Genomic DNA, 15795 nt, shown 5'->3' on the forward strand with positions numbered 1-15795 from the left:
CTCCGGATGGACGCACGAGGGGTACTGGTGCTCTAACAACGGCCCCCGGACGGGTCTGTCACGGGCAGATCTGGGGCAGATAGTGGACGGATGTTCCATTGGATTGCAGGGGTCAAGCGGGCCTTGTCGTGGGTCGCGCCTGTGTCGCTCGAACAGCTGGGATCACCCTTTCGAGGTGTTGCGGGGGATCCCGTCGCGCGGTGCGGGCATGGCAACCAGGAGCAGCGGCGGCGGTGGCGTCCGCTGCTCTCGACCTGGGGTGGGTCAGGTTCCGGTCTGCTCCAGCGCCGCGTTCCATGCGGTGAGGGCGTCGGGGCCGGAACGCAGGAGCGGGGCGACAGGATTGGTCAGGTACTCGTGCTCGACGAGGTAGAGGCCGGCGGTGCCGGCGTAGCCGGGAAACAGTTCGTTGAGGCGGGTCATCACGGTCTCCGGCGCGGCGTCGTCAGCGTTGAGGAGGCTGCGCGCAAGGATCTTGCGGTTCCACACGTCGATGCCGAAGACGGCAGGGTCGCGGGAAGCGTGGGAGGCAATTACCGCGGCGGTGTAGGGGCCCACTCCTTTGATTTCCTGGACGGCCTCCATTAGGTTTCCGGCGGCCTTGAGGTCCTCGGTGCTGTGGTCGCGGAAGTAGGCCGCGTAATGCGGAAGGCTTTTGGCGCGAAAGCCCAGCCGGTCCCGTTCCTTCAGCGTCTCCGGCGAGACGTGGGCGATCTCGTCTGGGGTGAACCAGGCCCGCAGCGTGATCCCGTCGAAGTGGACGAGACGGCCGTAGTGGACCAGCAGGTTGCGGGTCATCTGGGCGGTGCGGCCGATGGTGACGTTCTGCAGCAGCAGGGCGATCACGGCGATCTCGAAGTGGTCCTCCGGGCACGACTGCCGCATCCCGCCCAGGGCTGCGAGTGCCTCGCGCATTGCGGGCACACGGGACGCGAGTTCCGCGAACGCCGCCTGGTCTTCTTCCAACCCGTATGAAGAGATGAGCCGGCGCGTCAGCTCCTCGCGGTAGGCGGGCTTGAAGTCACCGTCGGTGTAGATGTCGGCGATCACGGTGCGGTCCTCGGCATGCAGCCGGACTCCGACCACGAGGTCGCTGACTCGGAAGGTACGCCAGCTGCAGGACTCGGTGTGTGCTTCGAGGCCGGTGGCGTAGTGGGACGGCTTCCAGAAGGTGTGCAGGGCGTTGAATGGGCCGTCGCCGGTGACGGGCAGTTCGAGGGTGTCGGTGTGGTCGAGGGTGCGGGGGTTCCCGTCATGCTCCTGGGTGGCGGCCGTGGGTCGCAGGGGGCCGCCGAACAGCTCGTGTTCGGCGTCGGAAACCTGCGGATCGGCCATCGTGACCGGGCCGAAGAAACTCTTCACCGGGCGCCTCCCGCAGGCCAGTTGATGGCCCGGTAGGACGGGCCGTGGGTGAGCATGTGGAAGATGGTGGGGGTGTAGGGGTGACAGTCCGGCGACGGTCGTTCCATCGGCACCCAGAAGAGCCCTTCGTGCTTGTGTGGCTTGGCGTTGTACGGCTCACCCGTCCACGACTGCGCCACGAACACGGCGGTGATCCGGTCCAGGCCACCGTCGGTGTCGTGGTGGTGGATTAGCCCGCAGAACTCCTGCTGATCAGCAGTGATAAGGACCCCCACCTCCTCCATGGCCTCGCGTCGCGCAGCATGGTCGAGTGGTTCGCCGACTTCCAGGTGGCCGCCCACGACAGTGAGCTGTCCCGGTGCGAGGGCGGCGTCCAGTGCGCGGCGTACGCACAGGGCGGCGCCGTTCGTACGGAGCAGGACCTGTGCCACGTCGGCGATCAGAGGGTGAGGCGAGTCGCTCACGGGCGGCCCTCCTGTACCAGGCGTTCTACGGTGTGCCGACCGTTGGTCACGAGGGCACCGTCGTGCCGAAAGCTATAGGTGAGGACGGAGGACGGGAGAGGTGTGGGCTGCGTCATGCCAGGTACCTCGTATCCGGTCGTGACCCGTCGGCGAGCAGAGCTGCGCGACCGGAGGTGAGGCGAAGGCTGGCGCCCGAGGAGGTAGCGGCATTTTCGAATGCAGGATGAACGAGCCCAGGGCGGCGTACGGGATACATGGGGACTCCTCGGGGCGAGATGCGGACAGGTGATCGGGTAACGGCGGTCCTGCAGTAGCCGTAACGGGTGGAGGGGGGCGAAATCTAGAACGTGATTTCGAATACCGGGCTCTCTCCTTGTGTGGTCGGGTGGGGCGGATTGTGATGCAGTGTTCGATCACTCATGTGGGTTGCGGTACCTCCTGCGGGGGATTGTCGGGGGGCGCTTGGTCGGTCATTCCGTGGCCAGGTCCGGGCGGAGGGCGACGGCGTCGCGGAGGAAGCTGCGCTTGGAGTAGAAGGTGTGCTCGGCGGCCCAACCGTGACTGGCGAGGTACTCGCAGAGCCAGCTGTCGATCCGCTTCATCTCGATGAGGATCTCGTCCTGGTCGTGGTCGAGGATGCTGCGTGAGCGGAGGTACTCCAGCTCGCACTGGGAGAGCACCACGTCGGGGGCCGCCAGGAGGGCGCAGCGGTCGAGGAAGATGCCGTAGACGTGGCCGGTGCGCAGCGACTCGCACTGGATGTCGTAGCGGACGCGCTGGAAGGGCGGCATGGCCCGGACCTGGAGGTTCAAGTCTTCGCGCAGGAACGTCTCGAAGCGGTCGGGGGTGATGTCGAGGCCAGGGGTGAGTTCCTCGCGGCGGGCGAAGGCGTCCTCGGTGAACCACTTTCGCTTGAGCACGTGCCCGGCGGTGACGGTGGGGATGAAGGAGGCGTAGCCGATCTCGGGCTCGGGGCCGGTGACGTCGAACAGATGGTTCTCGGTGTGGTGGATCTGGAACTCTTCCCGGTACTCCGGACGGCAGCCTTCCAGCTTGCCGTCGCGCAGTGCCTTGAGCAGTTCCATGGACGCGGACCAGATGTCCGGTGCCGGGGCGAGGGTGTACTTGAACTCCAGCTCAGTGCCGGAGAAGTGCTTGCGGAAGTACCGCAGATGATTGTTGAGCGCCGTGCTCGACTCTGCGTGCGCCGTCAGCACGGGGTCGAACCAGCGCAGTTCCTCGACCGGGCCGTGGCCTACTGGGTCCCGGGTGGTGCGGACGAAGCAGGCGTCCTCGGGGTGGAAGCGGATCTGCGCGTACGCGTGGTAGCCGCCGCCGGGGTGTTCGGCTAGGTAGCACAGCGGCACCAGGCCGGGGGCGGCTTCGGTGCCGACCAGGCCGCGCAGGGCGGGGCCGGCGATGGCGTCGGGGAACAGTTCGCCGCCGTCGATTCTGGCCGCCGCGAGCCGGGTGCCGCCGGGGTACAGCGCTTCGGCCGGGCAGGGCCCCAGCGCGTTCCAGCGGACGATCACGGTGGTGGCCGGCCGGCATACCTCCTGTGGTGGCACCCGTACGAGCACGATCGGCTCGTCTGGTCGCCGTGGCGCGGTGCGGTTGAGGAGGTGGACGCCTCCGAGGACGACCCATGCTCCGCGGTACGAGGGCTGCTCATCGGGCACGCTGGTCTCCTTCGTGTGAAGCGGGTGCCACGGGTGATCGCCCTGCAGCCCGAAGGGGCCACCGGGTCGGCCGGGCATCCCCGGATGGCTGCCTGCTCGCCGCTGCGACGTCCGGCCGGTTTGTCGGCCTAGGGTGGGGCGGGTGAGTCATGGTGAAGTCGGTCAGGTGATCTTGGACGAGGCTGTTGCGGATGCCCGCCTCGCCGCATGGGAGTTCGACGGTGCACGGGACTGGCTGGAGGAAGCCCGCCGGCATCCCATGGAGCCGCTGGCGGCCGAGGTGTGGGTCACCGACCCTGCTTTCGAGCACGTCCTGCTGGTCAAGCACCGCGTGCGCGGATGGGTGCCGCCAGGTGGCAAGGTGGAGCCGGGCGAGGCGCCGCGTGCGGCGGCGGCACGAGAGCTGCTGGAGGAGACCGGCCTGCGCTGCGAGCTGCTGCCCGAGCCCGCAGCCGTGGCGGTGCGTTCCTACCGGGCCGACTGGACTCCGACGCTGGGCCTGTCCTACGCCGCGATCGTCGGACGCGACGTTCCGCTCGCCGGGGAGCAGAACCAGCCGGCGGCATGGTTCTGTCTGGACACAGGCTGGGACAGCGTCTTCCCCGAGGACCGCGAGCGGATCCGTGCGCACGCTCGCCGTCTGGCAGCGGGCCGGGCGGTCGGCTCCCGCTGAGGCAGGCCCCTGGCCGCCGTTCACAGGACGGCCTCGATCTGGTCGAGGTCGGCCGAGGGAAGGGTGACGAGCTCAAGGTCGTGCAGGAAGCGGCACCACACCGGCTCCAGGCCGGGTTCGCGCTCGAACTCCTCACGGTCCAGGCATCCGTTGGCGTGCGCGGCGGTCCGCAACGCGTGCTGCTGCAGCTGGGCCGGGTGGATCCACCGAGGGGCGCGGACCTCCCGGGGCGAGGGGCACAGCGACCCGGAAACCTCGGCCTGGAAGATCCACCAGTGGTGGCCGACCGGACCGCTGGGCGTGCGGTGGCAGTGGTTCGGCCGCCACTGGTCCAGCAGGAGGTGCAGGTGGGTGACGGTAAGACCGACCTCTTCGGTGACTTCGTCGCGGGCGGCCTGCTCGGGGCCGCCATGCTCGTCGACGTGGCCGGCGACCGGGGCGATTCCGGCCGGAGGAATCGCCCGCTCGAACACCAGCAGGCCGCTCGGGGAGGAGATCAGTACCCCGACGCTTGCGTGGTCACAGAGGCGGGCCCCGCCGTCGGGAGCCGGGGCGGCCGGGGTCATGCGGTGGCCTCCGGCCGTTGGGCGACGACGACGAGCCAGCTCGTCACGGCCGGGGCGTCGGGGGTTGTCATGGCGTAGGCGGTGTCGAGGAGATGCATTCGCTGGGCGTGGGTGAAGTCGCCCTCGGGCCGCGCGAAGACGGGGATGGACAGCCACGCCTTCTTCTCGGCCATGGTGCTGTGCTGGGCGGTGACCTCTGTGCCGACGACCGTCAGTCCGGCTGAAGTCAGCTGCTCGGTGACTGTTTTCATCGGCAGCTTCGGCGGCCTGTCCGCGTCGCGCGGCGGTGGGGTGTATCCGTGAGCCTCAGCGGCTACTTGGCGGATGAGGGCGTTCAGGGTAGGTCCGGTGCGGGTGGACAGTTCGTCGGGGTGCCGGACGCCGGCGAAGCCACCGCCGATGTTGAAGACGAAGCGCCCGCCTGGGCGCAGGATGTGGGCGACGGCCGCGAACACTGCGGCGGTGTCGGTCTTCCAGATCGCGGAGTTGCACACCACGGCGTCGGCGCTGCTGGCGTGCAGGTGGTCGGCGAGCCGTTCGGCCGGGGCAGTGATCCAGGTCAGGCGGGCGTCGGTCAGGGTGCGGCGGCCGACGCGCTGCATCGCGGCGGCGTTGTCGACGGAGACGACCCGGGCGCGGGCCGGGATCAGGTCGAGGATCGCGCGGGCGGTCGCGCCGGCGCCGCCGCACAGGTCGACCACCAGGCTGGCGTTGGCCAGATGACCTCGGCGGGCAAGGTCGCGGCTGGTCGCGTCGTACATGGGGTGGGCGCGGGTGAAGGCGTCGTACGCCTCGGCGTTGCTGTCCTCGTCCCAGCCGAGGATGGCGTCCTGGGGTGCCATGTTGTGTGGCCTCGCTTCTCAGGGCGGCCCGGCAGTGCAGGCCGGGCGTTCGGGCAGGGTCAAAAGAGCGCGGACTGTACGGCGGCGGGCGGTGAGGAGAACTGTGCGCCGAGGACGATGCGCCGACCCTTGAGGGTGCCGAGGTCGAGCAGGTAGGGCAGTTGTTCACCGTCGCCGTCGAGGGTGGCGAGGACCTGGGAGCCGAGGCAGGAGAGCACCGTCAGCCCGTGCTCACCGGAGCGTGGGTCGTGCGGGTACAAGGCGCGCCCGGTCTCCGGCGTCCGCAGCAGGTCGCCTTCGCTGGGCGGCGTCCACGGCTCCGGTGTGGCCGGGACGTTCAGGCCGCTCAGGGCCTCGGTGGCGCGGTCGAGGTGCCGCTGGTGCGCGGCACCGGCCGGGGCGAGGTCGCGCAGCTCGGCCAGGGCCGTCAGCTTGGCCGCGGCTCGCACGGTCTGCGTCAGGCCGAGGTGGCGGGTAAGGGCATCCTCCAGGAACCGCACGGCGCGGCCGTCAGCACTCCGGGCGAGGTAGGTAGCGATCAGGGCACCCTGTTCGTCGAGGCGGGAGCGCTTACGGGGTTCGGCCGCGGTGCCGATCTTGGTGGTGCCGTCGGCGAACGTCGCCAGGTACAGCCAGTGCGGCTGGGCCATGTACGCCGCCAGGGCGTCGGGAACATGCCCGCCGGAGTGGAACCGGTGGGCGAAGCGGAAGTCGTCCCGCCCGGCGCAGGCCGGGCACTGTCCGCCGGCCTCGGCCGGGGCCCGGTCAGGGCAGGCGACCGCCTCGACGCGGACGCGGTCGGCGAACCGGTACCGGCCGGTGCACCACCGGCCGGTACCGCTCACCTGGTAACTCAGGCGCCTGCCCATGACCGGGGCGTAGACGAGTGGTCCGCCGGTCACGGGGGCGAGCAGAAGACGGGGGTCTGCGCTCGCCCAGGTGATGCCGTGACAGACGTATGTCCCGCTGGCGGGCAGGGCCTGGTCCATGGTGCGTTCCTTGTCGATCGGGGAGGGAGGGCCGGTTTAGACGGTCAGGCGCAGACGGTCGGCCAGGGCAGCGGCGGCGGCCTTGAAGACCTGGTCTCGGTCCAACTGGGCGACGTCCAGCGTCAGCCAGGCGCCGCGCTCCGCCTGTTCGCGCATCTGGTCCAGGACGGTGTCCTGGTAGCGGATGAAGTCCTCGTCACCGCCGCCGGCGTGGCCGGCCTCCAAGGAAGTGAACGAGCCTTTGCGGACGAGAGCCTCGCGGGCACCGATGTTCAGGAAGAACACCAGGTCCGGCTTTGTGAGATGCGCGAAGACCTGCTCGCACAGGCGGGGGGAGACCTCGGGGTTGACCGCGTACCGAGCGAGGATCTTGTGGTGCGCGTTGTCGAGGATCACGTGGGTTCCCGCGGCGAGGGCCGGCTGGATGACGAGCCGGTCCTGCAGGGTGTACCAGGAGGCCAGGGCAAGCAGCCAGTAGTGGTCGCCGCATGCCTGGGCGACGCCGGCGTCGCGCCGGTAGACCAGCTCGTTGAGGCGGTCGAGGTAGGCGGACAGCTCCGGGTCCCGGCGGACGTCGGTGCTGTGCTTGCCGATGAGGACTGCCGTGTGGCCGGCGTCGTTGAGGGCCTGGTGCAGGCGGGCGGCGAGGGTGGACTTGCCGGCCCCGTCACCACCGACGAAGGTGATCAGCTTCCCGGCTGCGGTGGTGGTCGGCGCGTTCGCCGTCATCGGGATTCTCCCAGGGGGTGGGTCGGGCTGGCGGTCAGGCGGCCGGTGATGATGGTGCGGATGCGGTCCACCAGGACGGCGCGCTGGCGCAGGACGTCGCTGTGCCGCTCATTGGACAGGTCGGCGGGATAGTGGGTGGCGAGGTTGTTGGAAATGACGTGGAGGTAACCGAATCTGATCCCCGCCTGGCGCGCCGCCGCCCCCATGGGGCCGATCTCCGGGTCGACGAAGGCGTACGAGGCGGTGTGCTGGGCCAGCCAGTCGCGGTTCTCCAGCAGGATCGACGGGGAGGACACGTGCAGGCCGCTGCGCACCCCATCGTGGGCGGCGGCGTAGTCGCCGAAGAAGTCGTCCCAGCTCACCAGCGCCCCGCGTACCAGGCTGGTGTTGCCGGTCGCCAGCCAGGCGTTCGGTTCGACGCCGGGGGTCAGCGAGCCGACCTTGCCGACGTAGACGACATCGCCTGCGCCGAGTTCGGCAAGGCGCGCGACGACCCGTCCGGCCACGTCTCCCCAGATGCTGTGGAGGAACCCGAGGTAGACCACGCGACGGTCGGCGACGTCGAGGCGCTGCCACGCGTAGCCGGGTCCGCGGGTCCACACTCCATTCTCGGGAGCAAGGTACTGAAGGCCCCAGCCGACGATCACCAGATCGCCTTCCAGTTCCAGGTCGAGCGTGTCGAGCGCCGCTCGGCACTCCTCCTGCTCGGGCGGCTGATAGGTGACGGTATCGGCGGGGCGGCCGGTCATGGCCAGGTACGTGGCGATTATCAGGGCGTAGTGCTGGACGTAGTCGGCTCCGGGGAACGCCTTGACGACGAGGTCACGGCCGTGGATCTCTGCGGTGGGCCGTTCGATGTTGAACAGTTTCCCTGTCTTCTCGTACCGGGAGACCACCGCCTTGCGGTCGTAGCCGCCGATGACGCGGATGCTGTCCCAGTCCTGGTCCTGGATGAGGTGGTGGACCTTGATCTCCAGGTAGCGCAGCAGCCTCGCGTGGGTCATGGTGTGCCCGGCTGGCTCGATCGGGGCGGCGCGTAGGAGTCCGGGGGTCCGGTCGGCGAGTAAGGGCGTCATCGGTGCTCCTCGGCGATCGTCACGGTGCTGCCGGCCGCCGCGCGAACGACGGAGATGTTCTTCCGGATGAGGTCGAACCGGTCTTCGGGGATCGGGCCGAGCTTCTCGATGCGGGGCGTGGAGGGCTTCTCGTACGGCCCTTCGGGCAGCAGGGCGACGCCCATCGCGCCGAGGATGACCGGGGCTGCGCCGTCCACGGAGGAGATCCACTCGTGCTCGCGCTGCTCGATCAGCTCCAGGTGCCCGGTCCGGCCCAGACCGAGCAGCCGGTAGATGAGCAGATCGTCGACCAAGCCGCGATCCTGCAGGTAGGCGGTCGCCAACCAGCGGGTGCGGCACAGTTGCTCGTCGGGATCCGGTCGACGCGAGGCCGGCAGGGCGATGGCCCCGGCCCAGCCGCTGGTCACGAAGGCGTCGTAGGTGCGCAGCCACTCGTCGTCGTCCGCGGCGTGCAGGACCGCGCACAGCCGGAATGCGTCGCCGGACAGCTTCCGGATCTCTCGCGCGGCCTTCTCGCTCGCCTTCAAGGTCGCGGCCCCGTCCCGCATGACGTCCGGCAGGATGATCTCCCTGGCGGACACCGCCAGCGCGGCTTCGACGAGGCTTTCCGCCGGCAGGGCGTAGCCGAGGTCGAAGAGCCCGTTGTCGACGATGATCTCGGCGCCGCGCTCGGCCTCGCGAGCGAAGAAGGCCCGGTAGCACTCGTCGGACAGCACGTGCTGGGCGGCCACGTGGTGGACGCGGGCCGGCTCCTGGGCGACGAAGTTCTTCAGGTAGGCAGGCGGAGCGATGACGGAGAAGTCGATGCCCGCCGTGGTGATCACGACGCCCCCCACAGGCCGGTGGTGAGGGTGAGGAACTGCTGGGAAAGGACGGGGTCGGTGCCGAAGCGCCCGCCCGAGTGCACCGTGGTGGTGCGAGCCTCCTCCATCCGTACGCCCCGCATGCTCATGCACAGGTGCACGCCGCGCACGGCGACGGCGATGTCCTCGTGTCCGATCACGCCGTTGAGGTATTCGGCGACCTGGCGGGTGAAGCGTTCCTGGACCTGCAGTCGGCCGGCGAAGTGCTGGGCGATCCGCCCGAACTTCGACAGGCCCACCACCTCGCCATCCGGCACGTATCCAGCAGTGACCTGCAAGTTCATGGGCAGCATGTGGTGCTCGCAGAGCGACCACACGCTCATGCCGCCCACGATGACCAGCTGACCACCCAGCTGGGACTCGGTGAAGCAGGTGGCCGTTTCGGCGCCGTCCGGGGACAGGAAGGCTCTCCACCAGGCCGCGACGCGGTCCGGGGTGCCGGTCAGCCCCTCGCGGGCGGGGTTCTCGCCCAGCTCGACCAAGAGCTGGTGGATCAGGCCGGCGACCCGGCCGGTGTCGATGACCGTAGCGGGCCCGGCGACGGCAGCCGTCGGCGCCGCCGCAGGGCTGGCGATAGAGGTCGTCATGGGCGTCTCTCGTTTCCGGGGACTGGGGAACGGATGGGGCGTGCGGTCAGCGGCCTCGGGCGTCCGCGAAGGCCAACACGTGAAGGCGGGTGGTGAAGTGCCAGTGCCGGGCCGCGACCCCGTCCGCGAGGACCCGGGTAGTCGCGGTGATCACCTCGGGGGTGGTGCCCTCCGGCATCACCCACACCGGCGTGAGCCGGTGGGCGTCGGCCAGCTCGGCGATCCGGTCGAGGTCGTCCACCGTGGAAGCGACGAACTTGAACGCCGCCCGCCCGGAGGCCACAAACGCCTCCAGCGCAGCTGGCACGATGCTCTTGGTCTCCTTCACGCCGAAGCTGGCAAGCTTGGGCGAGACGTTGAACCGGACCCCGTCGGCCGCCAGCTCGGGAGTGGGCGCGATAGTGCCGTTCGTCTCGAACTCGATCCGCTTGCCGACTGCTATCAGTCCCCGGATGAGAGGCACCAGTCGCGCCTGCTGAATCAACGGCTCGCCGCCGGTGATCACGACCAGCTCGACCGGTGAAGACGTGGCCCAGGCCACCAGGCCCGCGACGGATTGCCTCGTCGACTCCTCGTGCGGGTCGAACCGAGACCAGTCCCAGGTGTACTTCGTGTCGCATCTCGTGCAAGTGAGGTTGCACCGGGACAGGCGGATGAACAGGGCCGGGTGTCCGCAGCTTGGGCCCTCGCCCTGAAACGTCGGCACCTCGGTACCGAAGCACTCCGCGACGATCAGGGATTCGCCTTCGTCAGCTTCCGGTTCGAGATTGAGCGGCTTGGTTGTGGTCATTGGCCCACCACATCGAAGCGGGCCCAGCTGCTTGCGGTCTCGCGGACTAGGACGGCGACAAGGCGGCCGGGGATCTCCGACTGGAGGTTCTGAACGAACCAGCCGGCCAGGAACTGGGCCAGGCGCTCCGAGGTGGGCTCGAAGGGCAGGATCTCGTGCAGGTTGTGGTGGTCGAGCTCGGTGTCCAGGAACGACTTGAACGGGGCGAGCGCACCGAAGTCCGTTACAAAGCCGGGATCCTCCAGCGCGGATGCAGTGAGGATGACCTCAACCTCGTAGCTGTGCCCGTGCTGGCGGGAGCACTTGTGCTCATGCGGCAGCCGGGGAAGCCGATGGCCAGCCTCGAAGCCGAACTTCTTACCGATGGTGAAATTGCCGGGCGGTAGTGGAACAGCAGTGAAGCCCATTCGTTTTCTCCGAGAGGTGAGGGTGTGGCTGATTCGGGCGGGGTGGGGTAGCCGCCTCTTCAGGCGGCTACGGGTTGTGCCCCCAGGTGGTTCTTCGCGGCCTTGTCCAGCACCTTGGTGAAGTGCTCGGCGCGCTCGTCGCCCTCGGCCTCCTGAGCGCGGCGTGGGCGGCTCCGACCACGGCGGTGGCGAGGGAACCGGCGCCGGCAGCGAGGACGGCGGTGGTGAGCTTCATGCTTTAGCGGTCCTTCCACGCAAAGTGGTCTGGGGCGAGGGGCGGGTCTCTGGAAGCCTGCGGGGCTCGCTGCGTCATGCGACCCCCGCGAGCACGAAGCTCGGTGAGCCGCCGTCAATGTGATCCAGGCCGTACCGGCGGCGCACAGTGTCCAAAGCGACGGCGATCGGCGGCAGTCCGACGGCAGCCCTTCGCTGGTCCAGCAACTGCGGCGCACGCAGTGGGCATAGCTCCACTCCTGCTGCGCTGAGGACGAGTTGCGTCCCGAACTCTTGGGGTCGCCCGCTGTTGACCAGGGCGCGGTCGTGAAGGTGGGCCCAGTGCTGGATGCGCGCATCGCCGTCCTGGACCGCACGTTTCAAAAGGGTGGTGGCCGCCCGCTGGAAGTCGGGTTCGTCGTCGGCGTGAAGAGCGATGCTCCAGGCGGCACGTGCTGCGTCGGGGCCCACGAGACGGTGGCCGGGCCAGTCATGTTCGGCCAGGATGCGGCGCAGCACTTTGGTGTCGGCGTGCTCAGCGTGACGGTCCTGGCCGAGGTGGACGGCGTCGAGCTGGTTGCGTACGCGTCTGGCCCGGCGTGCTGCCGACTGTGCGGCGCGGGCGATGAGTTCGCGGGCGAGGTCCGGCCGCAGCGGTTCCGCGGTCCTCACGCGATACTCCGCTGGTCGGCGGCGGACTGCGGCTCGTGGACCTGGCAGCCGATGAGCGCGCTCAGCCCAGGCCGAAGTTCGGCGGTGAGTTCGAGGCGCGCGACTCGCTCATGGTGCTGTCCGGTGCCCGATCCACGGACGTCCCAGCCCATGTCGGTGAGCCGACGAAGGAATGTGGCGATCGGATCGACGTCGAGAGGATGGCGGGCCATGGCCTCGGCCCGCACAAGCGGTACCTCGAGCCGGGCGGCGAAGTCGGAGGCCCACAGAGTGATCAGCCGGACAGTGTCATCGGAGTGACCGGGCAGGGTGTGGACGCAGTCCAGGAAGAGGCACGGACCTTCGCCCCATCCGAGGTCGGGCCCGCGTTGCGGGATCATGCAGGCCAGCAGCAGCCCGTCCTCGAACAGTCCAGCCGGCTTCACCTGCGGGGCGCGGAAGAGGGCCGGGATATCGGACCGGGCGGATGTAGGCACGCCGCGCATGGCGAGCCAGCGCTGACGGTCCTGGACGAGGGCCGCGGCCTCGTCCCGTTCGGCGTCGGTGCGCAACGACCGCATCTCGTACACGGCCGGTAACCCTGTCGCGCACTGGCGTCGAGGCGCGGGGGAGGACTCGATGGCCGCGGAAGCGGGTGGGGCATTCACTGGCTCGCTCCGCTCTCCATCGTGGTGGCCCGCCTGCCGCCCAGCAGGCCCCACGCGTGGGCCCAGACGACAAGTTGGGTGGTGTTGGCCGCCCCGGTCTTGTCGAGCAGTTCGTCATGTGCGGCTCGCACGTCGGCGGGCGCGATCTTGGCTACGGCAGCAATGTCGCTGGGATTGCTGTGCTCAGCGACCGCCCGCAGCAACAGTTGCTGCTCTGGACTGAGTTCCGGCATTGGCCTGTCCGTTGTGGGCGGAGCGACCTGCCGGGCGTTGCACAGGAAGTGCACGATCACCGGGGGCTTGCAGCGGGGCGGGCAGTGGAGGCTCTCCCGGATGTCGCGTACGTACTGGCGGACGGTCGTGACCGACAGCCCGGTCCTCGTGGCGATCTCTTGAGGGCCGAGGCCGTCCACGAGGTGCTGGGCGACGCGCTGCTGGGTCGGGGTCAGGGGGGTGATCGGTGCGCTGGTCGTCATGCGGGGGGTCACGGGTGTCTCTTTCGCGGCTGGGTTGAGGGATGTCGGGTGGGGTGTCGCCGGACCCCGCGGGGGACGGGGGCCGGCGACACGGGCCCGTGCGCGGCGGTCTGGATTCACGGGGCGCCGCACACGGGGGCTCATGCGGCTGTTGGGTCGGGGCGGGCCCACGCCGCTTCGGCGGCGAGACGTTCTGACCACTGGATGTGGGCCTCGTCGAAGGCGGCGTCGGCGAGGCGTATGCGCTGGACTTCGCCGGTTCCGGCCGGTGGGTAGGTGAACTGGATGTCGCGCCACAGGCGCTGGAGGATGTAGTCGCCGTTGAGGGCGTGGGCGCCGTGCAGCTCCATGGCGTCCTGGGTTGACTGCATCGCCCACTGGTGGCCGAGGTACTTGGCGTTGATCAGGTCGGTGTCGCAGGGCAGGCCCTGGTCGAGGAGGTGCACGGACTGATAGGCCAGGATTCGCCCGGCGCGCAGGCGGGCCTCCATGTCACCGATGCGGTCCCGCAGAACCGGCAGATCGGAGAGGGCGCCCCGGTAGCGGGAGCGCGCCTTGAGGTAAGCGGTCGAGGCGGCCACGACTGCCTCGTGTATTCCCAGGCTGACTGCGGCCAGGTTGGGACGGCCGTAGAGGATGCTGCTGCTCTGCGCTACGCCCAGCCCCTGGCCGATCTCTCCGACCACGTTTTCCTCGGGGACGCGGACGTGATCGAGGTCGAGGCGGCCGGCGGAGAAGCCGTGCAGGCCGAGGCCGGGACGGTGGTCGGCGACTGAGAGTCCTCGGCGCTTGGATTCGACCATGAACGCGGTCAGCGCCTGGGAGGTGCTCACGCCTGCCTTGGCGGTCCGGGCGACCACGAGGTGGGCTCCCGCGAGGTGGCTATTCCCGATGTGGATCTTGCTGCCGGTGATCACCCATTGGTTGCCGACGTGCTCGGCGATGGTCTCGATGCCGCCGATGTGTCCGCCGGCTCGCGGTTCGGTCACGGCGATCGACAAGAGCAGTGAACCGTCCGCTACGCGGGGCAGCCAGCGGCCCTTCTGCTCGTAGGTGGCGAAGTGCAGCAGGGCGCCGACGGGGATCAGCGTGGCCTGGAGGATGGCCGCCGCAGCCGCCGAGACGCGGGCAATGCGGTGGACGAGGATGGTCTTGGCCACGTGTCCGGCGTCCAGCCCGCCGAAGGAGGACGGGACGGTGACGGCGAACCAGCGTCGTGCGGCCATCAGGTCGGCGACCTTGCGCTCCACCCTGCCGGGGGCGGCCTCCATGCGTGCGGCGCGCGGCGCGATGTGCTCGGCCGCGAAGGCGTCCGCCTCGTCCCACAGCAGTTCGTGGCGGGCGTTGAGATAGGGGCGCAGCGCCGGCGGCGGCGTGGTGGGTGTGGCGGGCATGGTCGTCTCCCTCTCCCTGGATGAAGGTCGCACGGTGGAGCGGCCGGGGATCGCCTGCGGCTCCCGGGTGGGGGGTCGTGGAACGGACTAGCGGACGGGCGCGCGGGCGATGTGGTCCATCACCCGGACGCCGGCGTTGATGACGACGTCTCTCAGCCGTCGGGCCTCGCTCAGGGGCCGCTTCTCGGGGTCGATGACGCACACCGTGCCCAGCACGGTGCCGCTGTCGTGGATGAGCGGGGCACCGAAGTAGGAGCGGATCCCGACTGCGTCGACCACGGGGTTGCCGCTGAAGCGCGGGCTGGCGTGCACGTCGTGCAGCGGAAGGGCCTTCTTGCGGGCTATGACCTCCGGGCACCAGCCGTGGTCGCGGCTCATGGTGCGGCCGACGATGACGTACCCGCTGTCCGCGGGCGGCTGGTGCAGCCCGACGAAGGTCTGCTCCTCCAGGAAGAGGTTGACGAAGCCGTACAGGAACCCGGCTCGTGTGGCCATGTCGCGGGCCAGTTCGTCGAAGTCCTCGCTGGCAGCGGTGGGCACGCCTAGGCGATCCAGCAGCTCGTACCGCTGCGCCAGCTCGGTCGCCTGCTGGGCCTGCGGGACGGGGACGGCGGCGCTGGCGGGGAGGGATGGCCCATGGGTGACGTCCCGCATGGTACGTCGCGGCAGCGACTGCGTGAGGGGGGCGGTCTGCCGCGTGCGGTAGGGATCGTTGGGCTGATACGACATCAGGCGTCCTGAAAGGTGGTAGTGGATGCGGGGCGAGCGGGGTTTGCCGATGCGCTCTTCAAGGCGTGGCCAACGAGGGTCAGCAGGACGCCAGCGACGTGGTTCGGATCGCGGGCGTCGCAGGTGATCACCGGCACAGAGGCGGGCAGTTCGAGGGCGGTGCGGACCTCTTCGGGGTGGTAGCGATGTGCTCCGTCGAACTGGTTCACCGCGACGACGAAGGGCAGGCCGATGTCCTCGAAGAAACCGACGGGGGTGAAGCTGCTTTCCAGGCGGCGGGTGTCGACCAGGACGACCGCGCCGACGGCTCCGCGACAAAGGTCGTACCAGAGGTCGACGAACCGGTCCTGGCCGGGCGTGCCGAACAGGAACAATTCCAGGGGCACGGGCGCGTCGGGCAGGTTGAGGCGACCGAAGTCGAAGGCGACCGTGGTGGTCTGCTTGGCCTCGACGCCCGCCAGGCTGTCCACGTCCGCGCTCGCTTCGGTCAGGTACTCCTCCGTGCTCAGCGGCGTGATCTCACTGACGGCACCCACGGCGGTGGTCTTGCCCGCGCCGAAACCGCCGGCGATCACGACCTTCAGCACGGTCGGTGCACCGGTACGCGGGCGCGACGACGGCCGCAGCACCACGGCCG

19 protein-coding genes are annotated in these 15795 nt (G+C 69.5%); 1 reads left to right on the plus strand and 18 read right to left on the minus strand.

Annotated features, from left to right (window positions below; genetic code table 11):
- Positions 1–264 precede the first annotated feature (264 nt).
- The 3 genes from N4P33_RS00805 to N4P33_RS00815 all read right to left on the minus strand — a co-directional run bounded on the left by N4P33_RS00805 (position 265) and on the right by N4P33_RS00815 (position 3505).
- Complete coding sequence (locus N4P33_RS00805) at positions 265–1362, minus strand: DNA-3-methyladenine glycosylase (RefSeq protein ID WP_165683500.1); 1098 nt, start codon at positions 1360–1362, stop codon at positions 265–267.
- Positions 1359–1826, minus strand: coding sequence for an NUDIX domain-containing protein (locus N4P33_RS00810; protein WP_260824204.1), 468 nt, complete (start codon positions 1824–1826; stop codon positions 1359–1361). The genes N4P33_RS00805 and N4P33_RS00810 overlap by 4 nt, the downstream gene beginning before the upstream one ends.
- Before the next feature lie 470 nt (positions 1827–2296).
- Positions 2297–3505, minus strand: a complete 1209-nt coding sequence (locus N4P33_RS00815) for a hypothetical protein (protein ID WP_260824205.1) — start codon at positions 3503–3505, stop codon at positions 2297–2299.
- A gap of 142 nt (positions 3506–3647) precedes the next feature.
- Between N4P33_RS00815 and N4P33_RS00820 the strand changes: the two genes are divergently transcribed.
- Positions 3648–4178 carry an NUDIX domain-containing protein gene (locus N4P33_RS00820; protein WP_260824206.1) on the plus strand — a complete coding sequence of 177 codons (531 nt, stop codon included), beginning with the start codon at positions 3648–3650 and terminating at the stop codon, positions 4176–4178.
- Between the two features lie 20 nt (positions 4179–4198).
- Here the strand turns inward: N4P33_RS00820 and N4P33_RS00825 are convergent, their stop codons facing one another.
- The 15 genes from N4P33_RS00825 to N4P33_RS00895 form a co-directional block, all read right to left on the minus strand.
- The gene (locus N4P33_RS00825; RefSeq protein ID WP_260824207.1) at positions 4199–4744 is read right to left on the minus strand and encodes an NUDIX domain-containing protein; all 546 of its coding nucleotides are present in this window, start codon (positions 4742–4744) and stop codon (positions 4199–4201) included.
- Positions 4741–5586, minus strand: a complete 846-nt coding sequence (locus tag N4P33_RS00830; protein ID WP_260824208.1) for a class I SAM-dependent methyltransferase — start codon at positions 5584–5586, stop codon at positions 4741–4743. The genes N4P33_RS00825 and N4P33_RS00830 overlap by 4 nt, the downstream gene beginning before the upstream one ends.
- A 59-nt stretch (positions 5587–5645) precedes the next feature.
- Positions 5646–6575: a DUF2797 domain-containing protein gene (locus tag N4P33_RS00835; protein WP_260824209.1), complete on the minus strand. Its 930-nt coding sequence runs from the start codon at positions 6573–6575 to the stop codon at positions 5646–5648.
- A 36-nt stretch (positions 6576–6611) separates the two neighbouring features.
- Positions 6612–7304 carry an AAA family ATPase gene (locus N4P33_RS00840; RefSeq protein WP_006143029.1) on the minus strand — a complete coding sequence of 231 codons (693 nt, stop codon included), beginning with the start codon at positions 7302–7304 and terminating at the stop codon, positions 6612–6614.
- Positions 7301–8380: a hypothetical protein gene (locus N4P33_RS00845; RefSeq protein WP_260824210.1), complete on the minus strand. Its 1080-nt coding sequence runs from the start codon at positions 8378–8380 to the stop codon at positions 7301–7303. Before N4P33_RS00845 ends, N4P33_RS00840 begins: the two co-directional genes overlap by 4 nt.
- Complete coding sequence (locus N4P33_RS00850) at positions 8377–9204, minus strand: hypothetical protein (RefSeq protein WP_260824211.1); 828 nt, start codon at positions 9202–9204, stop codon at positions 8377–8379. The genes N4P33_RS00845 and N4P33_RS00850 overlap by 4 nt, the downstream gene beginning before the upstream one ends.
- Positions 9201–9830, minus strand: coding sequence for a GTP cyclohydrolase I (gene folE, locus N4P33_RS00855; protein ID WP_165684230.1), 630 nt, complete (start codon positions 9828–9830; stop codon positions 9201–9203). The genes N4P33_RS00850 and folE overlap by 4 nt, the downstream gene beginning before the upstream one ends.
- Before the next feature lie 46 nt (positions 9831–9876).
- Positions 9877–10620 carry a 7-carboxy-7-deazaguanine synthase QueE gene (locus N4P33_RS00860; protein WP_006143025.1) on the minus strand — a complete coding sequence of 248 codons (744 nt, stop codon included), beginning with the start codon at positions 10618–10620 and terminating at the stop codon, positions 9877–9879.
- On the minus strand, positions 10617–11027 hold the full coding sequence (locus tag N4P33_RS00865; protein WP_061915999.1) for a 6-carboxytetrahydropterin synthase: 411 nt from the start codon (positions 11025–11027) through the stop codon (positions 10617–10619). The genes N4P33_RS00860 and N4P33_RS00865 overlap by 4 nt, the downstream gene beginning before the upstream one ends.
- Positions 11028–11336: 309 nt before the next feature.
- Entirely contained in the window at positions 11337–11912 is a 576-nt protein-coding gene (locus tag N4P33_RS00870) for a DUF6624 domain-containing protein (protein WP_260824212.1), read from the minus strand.
- Complete coding sequence (locus tag N4P33_RS00875) at positions 11909–12481, minus strand: hypothetical protein (protein ID WP_399028064.1); 573 nt, start codon at positions 12479–12481, stop codon at positions 11909–11911. Before N4P33_RS00875 ends, N4P33_RS00870 begins: the two co-directional genes overlap by 4 nt.
- Before the next feature lie 74 nt (positions 12482–12555).
- The gene (locus N4P33_RS00880; RefSeq protein WP_260824213.1) at positions 12556–13035 is read right to left on the minus strand and encodes a LuxR C-terminal-related transcriptional regulator; all 480 of its coding nucleotides are present in this window, start codon (positions 13033–13035) and stop codon (positions 12556–12558) included.
- A gap of 140 nt (positions 13036–13175) precedes the next feature.
- On the minus strand, positions 13176–14429 hold the full coding sequence (locus N4P33_RS00885) for an acyl-CoA dehydrogenase family protein (protein WP_260824214.1): 1254 nt from the start codon (positions 14427–14429) through the stop codon (positions 13176–13178).
- Positions 14430–14516: 87 nt separating this feature from the next.
- Positions 14517–15158: a GAF domain-containing protein gene (locus N4P33_RS00890; RefSeq protein WP_260824215.1), complete on the minus strand. Its 642-nt coding sequence runs from the start codon at positions 15156–15158 to the stop codon at positions 14517–14519.
- A complete protein-coding gene (locus N4P33_RS00895; protein WP_260824216.1) occupies positions 15158–15745 on the minus strand; it encodes an ATP/GTP-binding protein in 588 nt (195 codons plus the stop codon). The genes N4P33_RS00890 and N4P33_RS00895 overlap by 1 nt, the downstream gene beginning before the upstream one ends.
- Between the last annotated feature and the right edge of the window lie 50 nt (positions 15746–15795).

This window comes from Streptomyces sp. 15-116A (genome assembly GCF_025290915.1).
In the GTDB taxonomy this organism is placed as follows: Bacteria; Actinomycetota; Actinomycetes; order Streptomycetales; family Streptomycetaceae; genus Streptomyces.

Excerpts from the sequence above, each read along its gene's own strand:
- N4P33_RS00865 (WP_061915999.1), bottom strand. The coding sequence starts at position 11,027 with ATGGGCTTCACTGCTGTTCCACTACCGCCCGGCAATTTCACCATCGGT.
- N4P33_RS00835 (WP_260824209.1), bottom strand. The coding sequence starts at position 6,575 with ATGGACCAGGCCCTGCCCGCCAGCGGGACATACGTCTGTCACGGCATC.
- N4P33_RS00825 (WP_260824207.1), bottom strand. The coding sequence starts at position 4,744 with ATGACCCCGGCCGCCCCGGCTCCCGACGGCGGGGCCCGCCTCTGTGAC.
- N4P33_RS00885 (WP_260824214.1), bottom strand. The coding sequence starts at position 14,429 with ATGCCCGCCACACCCACCACGCCGCCGCCGGCGCTGCGCCCCTATCTC.
- N4P33_RS00860 (WP_006143025.1), bottom strand. The coding sequence starts at position 10,620 with ATGACCACAACCAAGCCGCTCAATCTCGAACCGGAAGCTGACGAAGGC.
- N4P33_RS00880 (WP_260824213.1), bottom strand. The coding sequence starts at position 13,035 with ATGACGACCAGCGCACCGATCACCCCCCTGACCCCGACCCAGCAGCGC.
- N4P33_RS00830 (WP_260824208.1), bottom strand. The coding sequence starts at position 5,586 with ATGGCACCCCAGGACGCCATCCTCGGCTGGGACGAGGACAGCAACGCC.
- N4P33_RS00840 (WP_006143029.1), bottom strand. The coding sequence starts at position 7,304 with ATGACGGCGAACGCGCCGACCACCACCGCAGCCGGGAAGCTGATCACC.
- folE (WP_165684230.1), bottom strand. The coding sequence starts at position 9,830 with ATGACGACCTCTATCGCCAGCCCTGCGGCGGCGCCGACGGCTGCCGTC.
- N4P33_RS00845 (WP_260824210.1), bottom strand. The coding sequence starts at position 8,380 with ATGACGCCCTTACTCGCCGACCGGACCCCCGGACTCCTACGCGCCGCC.
- N4P33_RS00890 (WP_260824215.1), bottom strand. The coding sequence starts at position 15,158 with ATGTCGTATCAGCCCAACGATCCCTACCGCACGCGGCAGACCGCCCCC.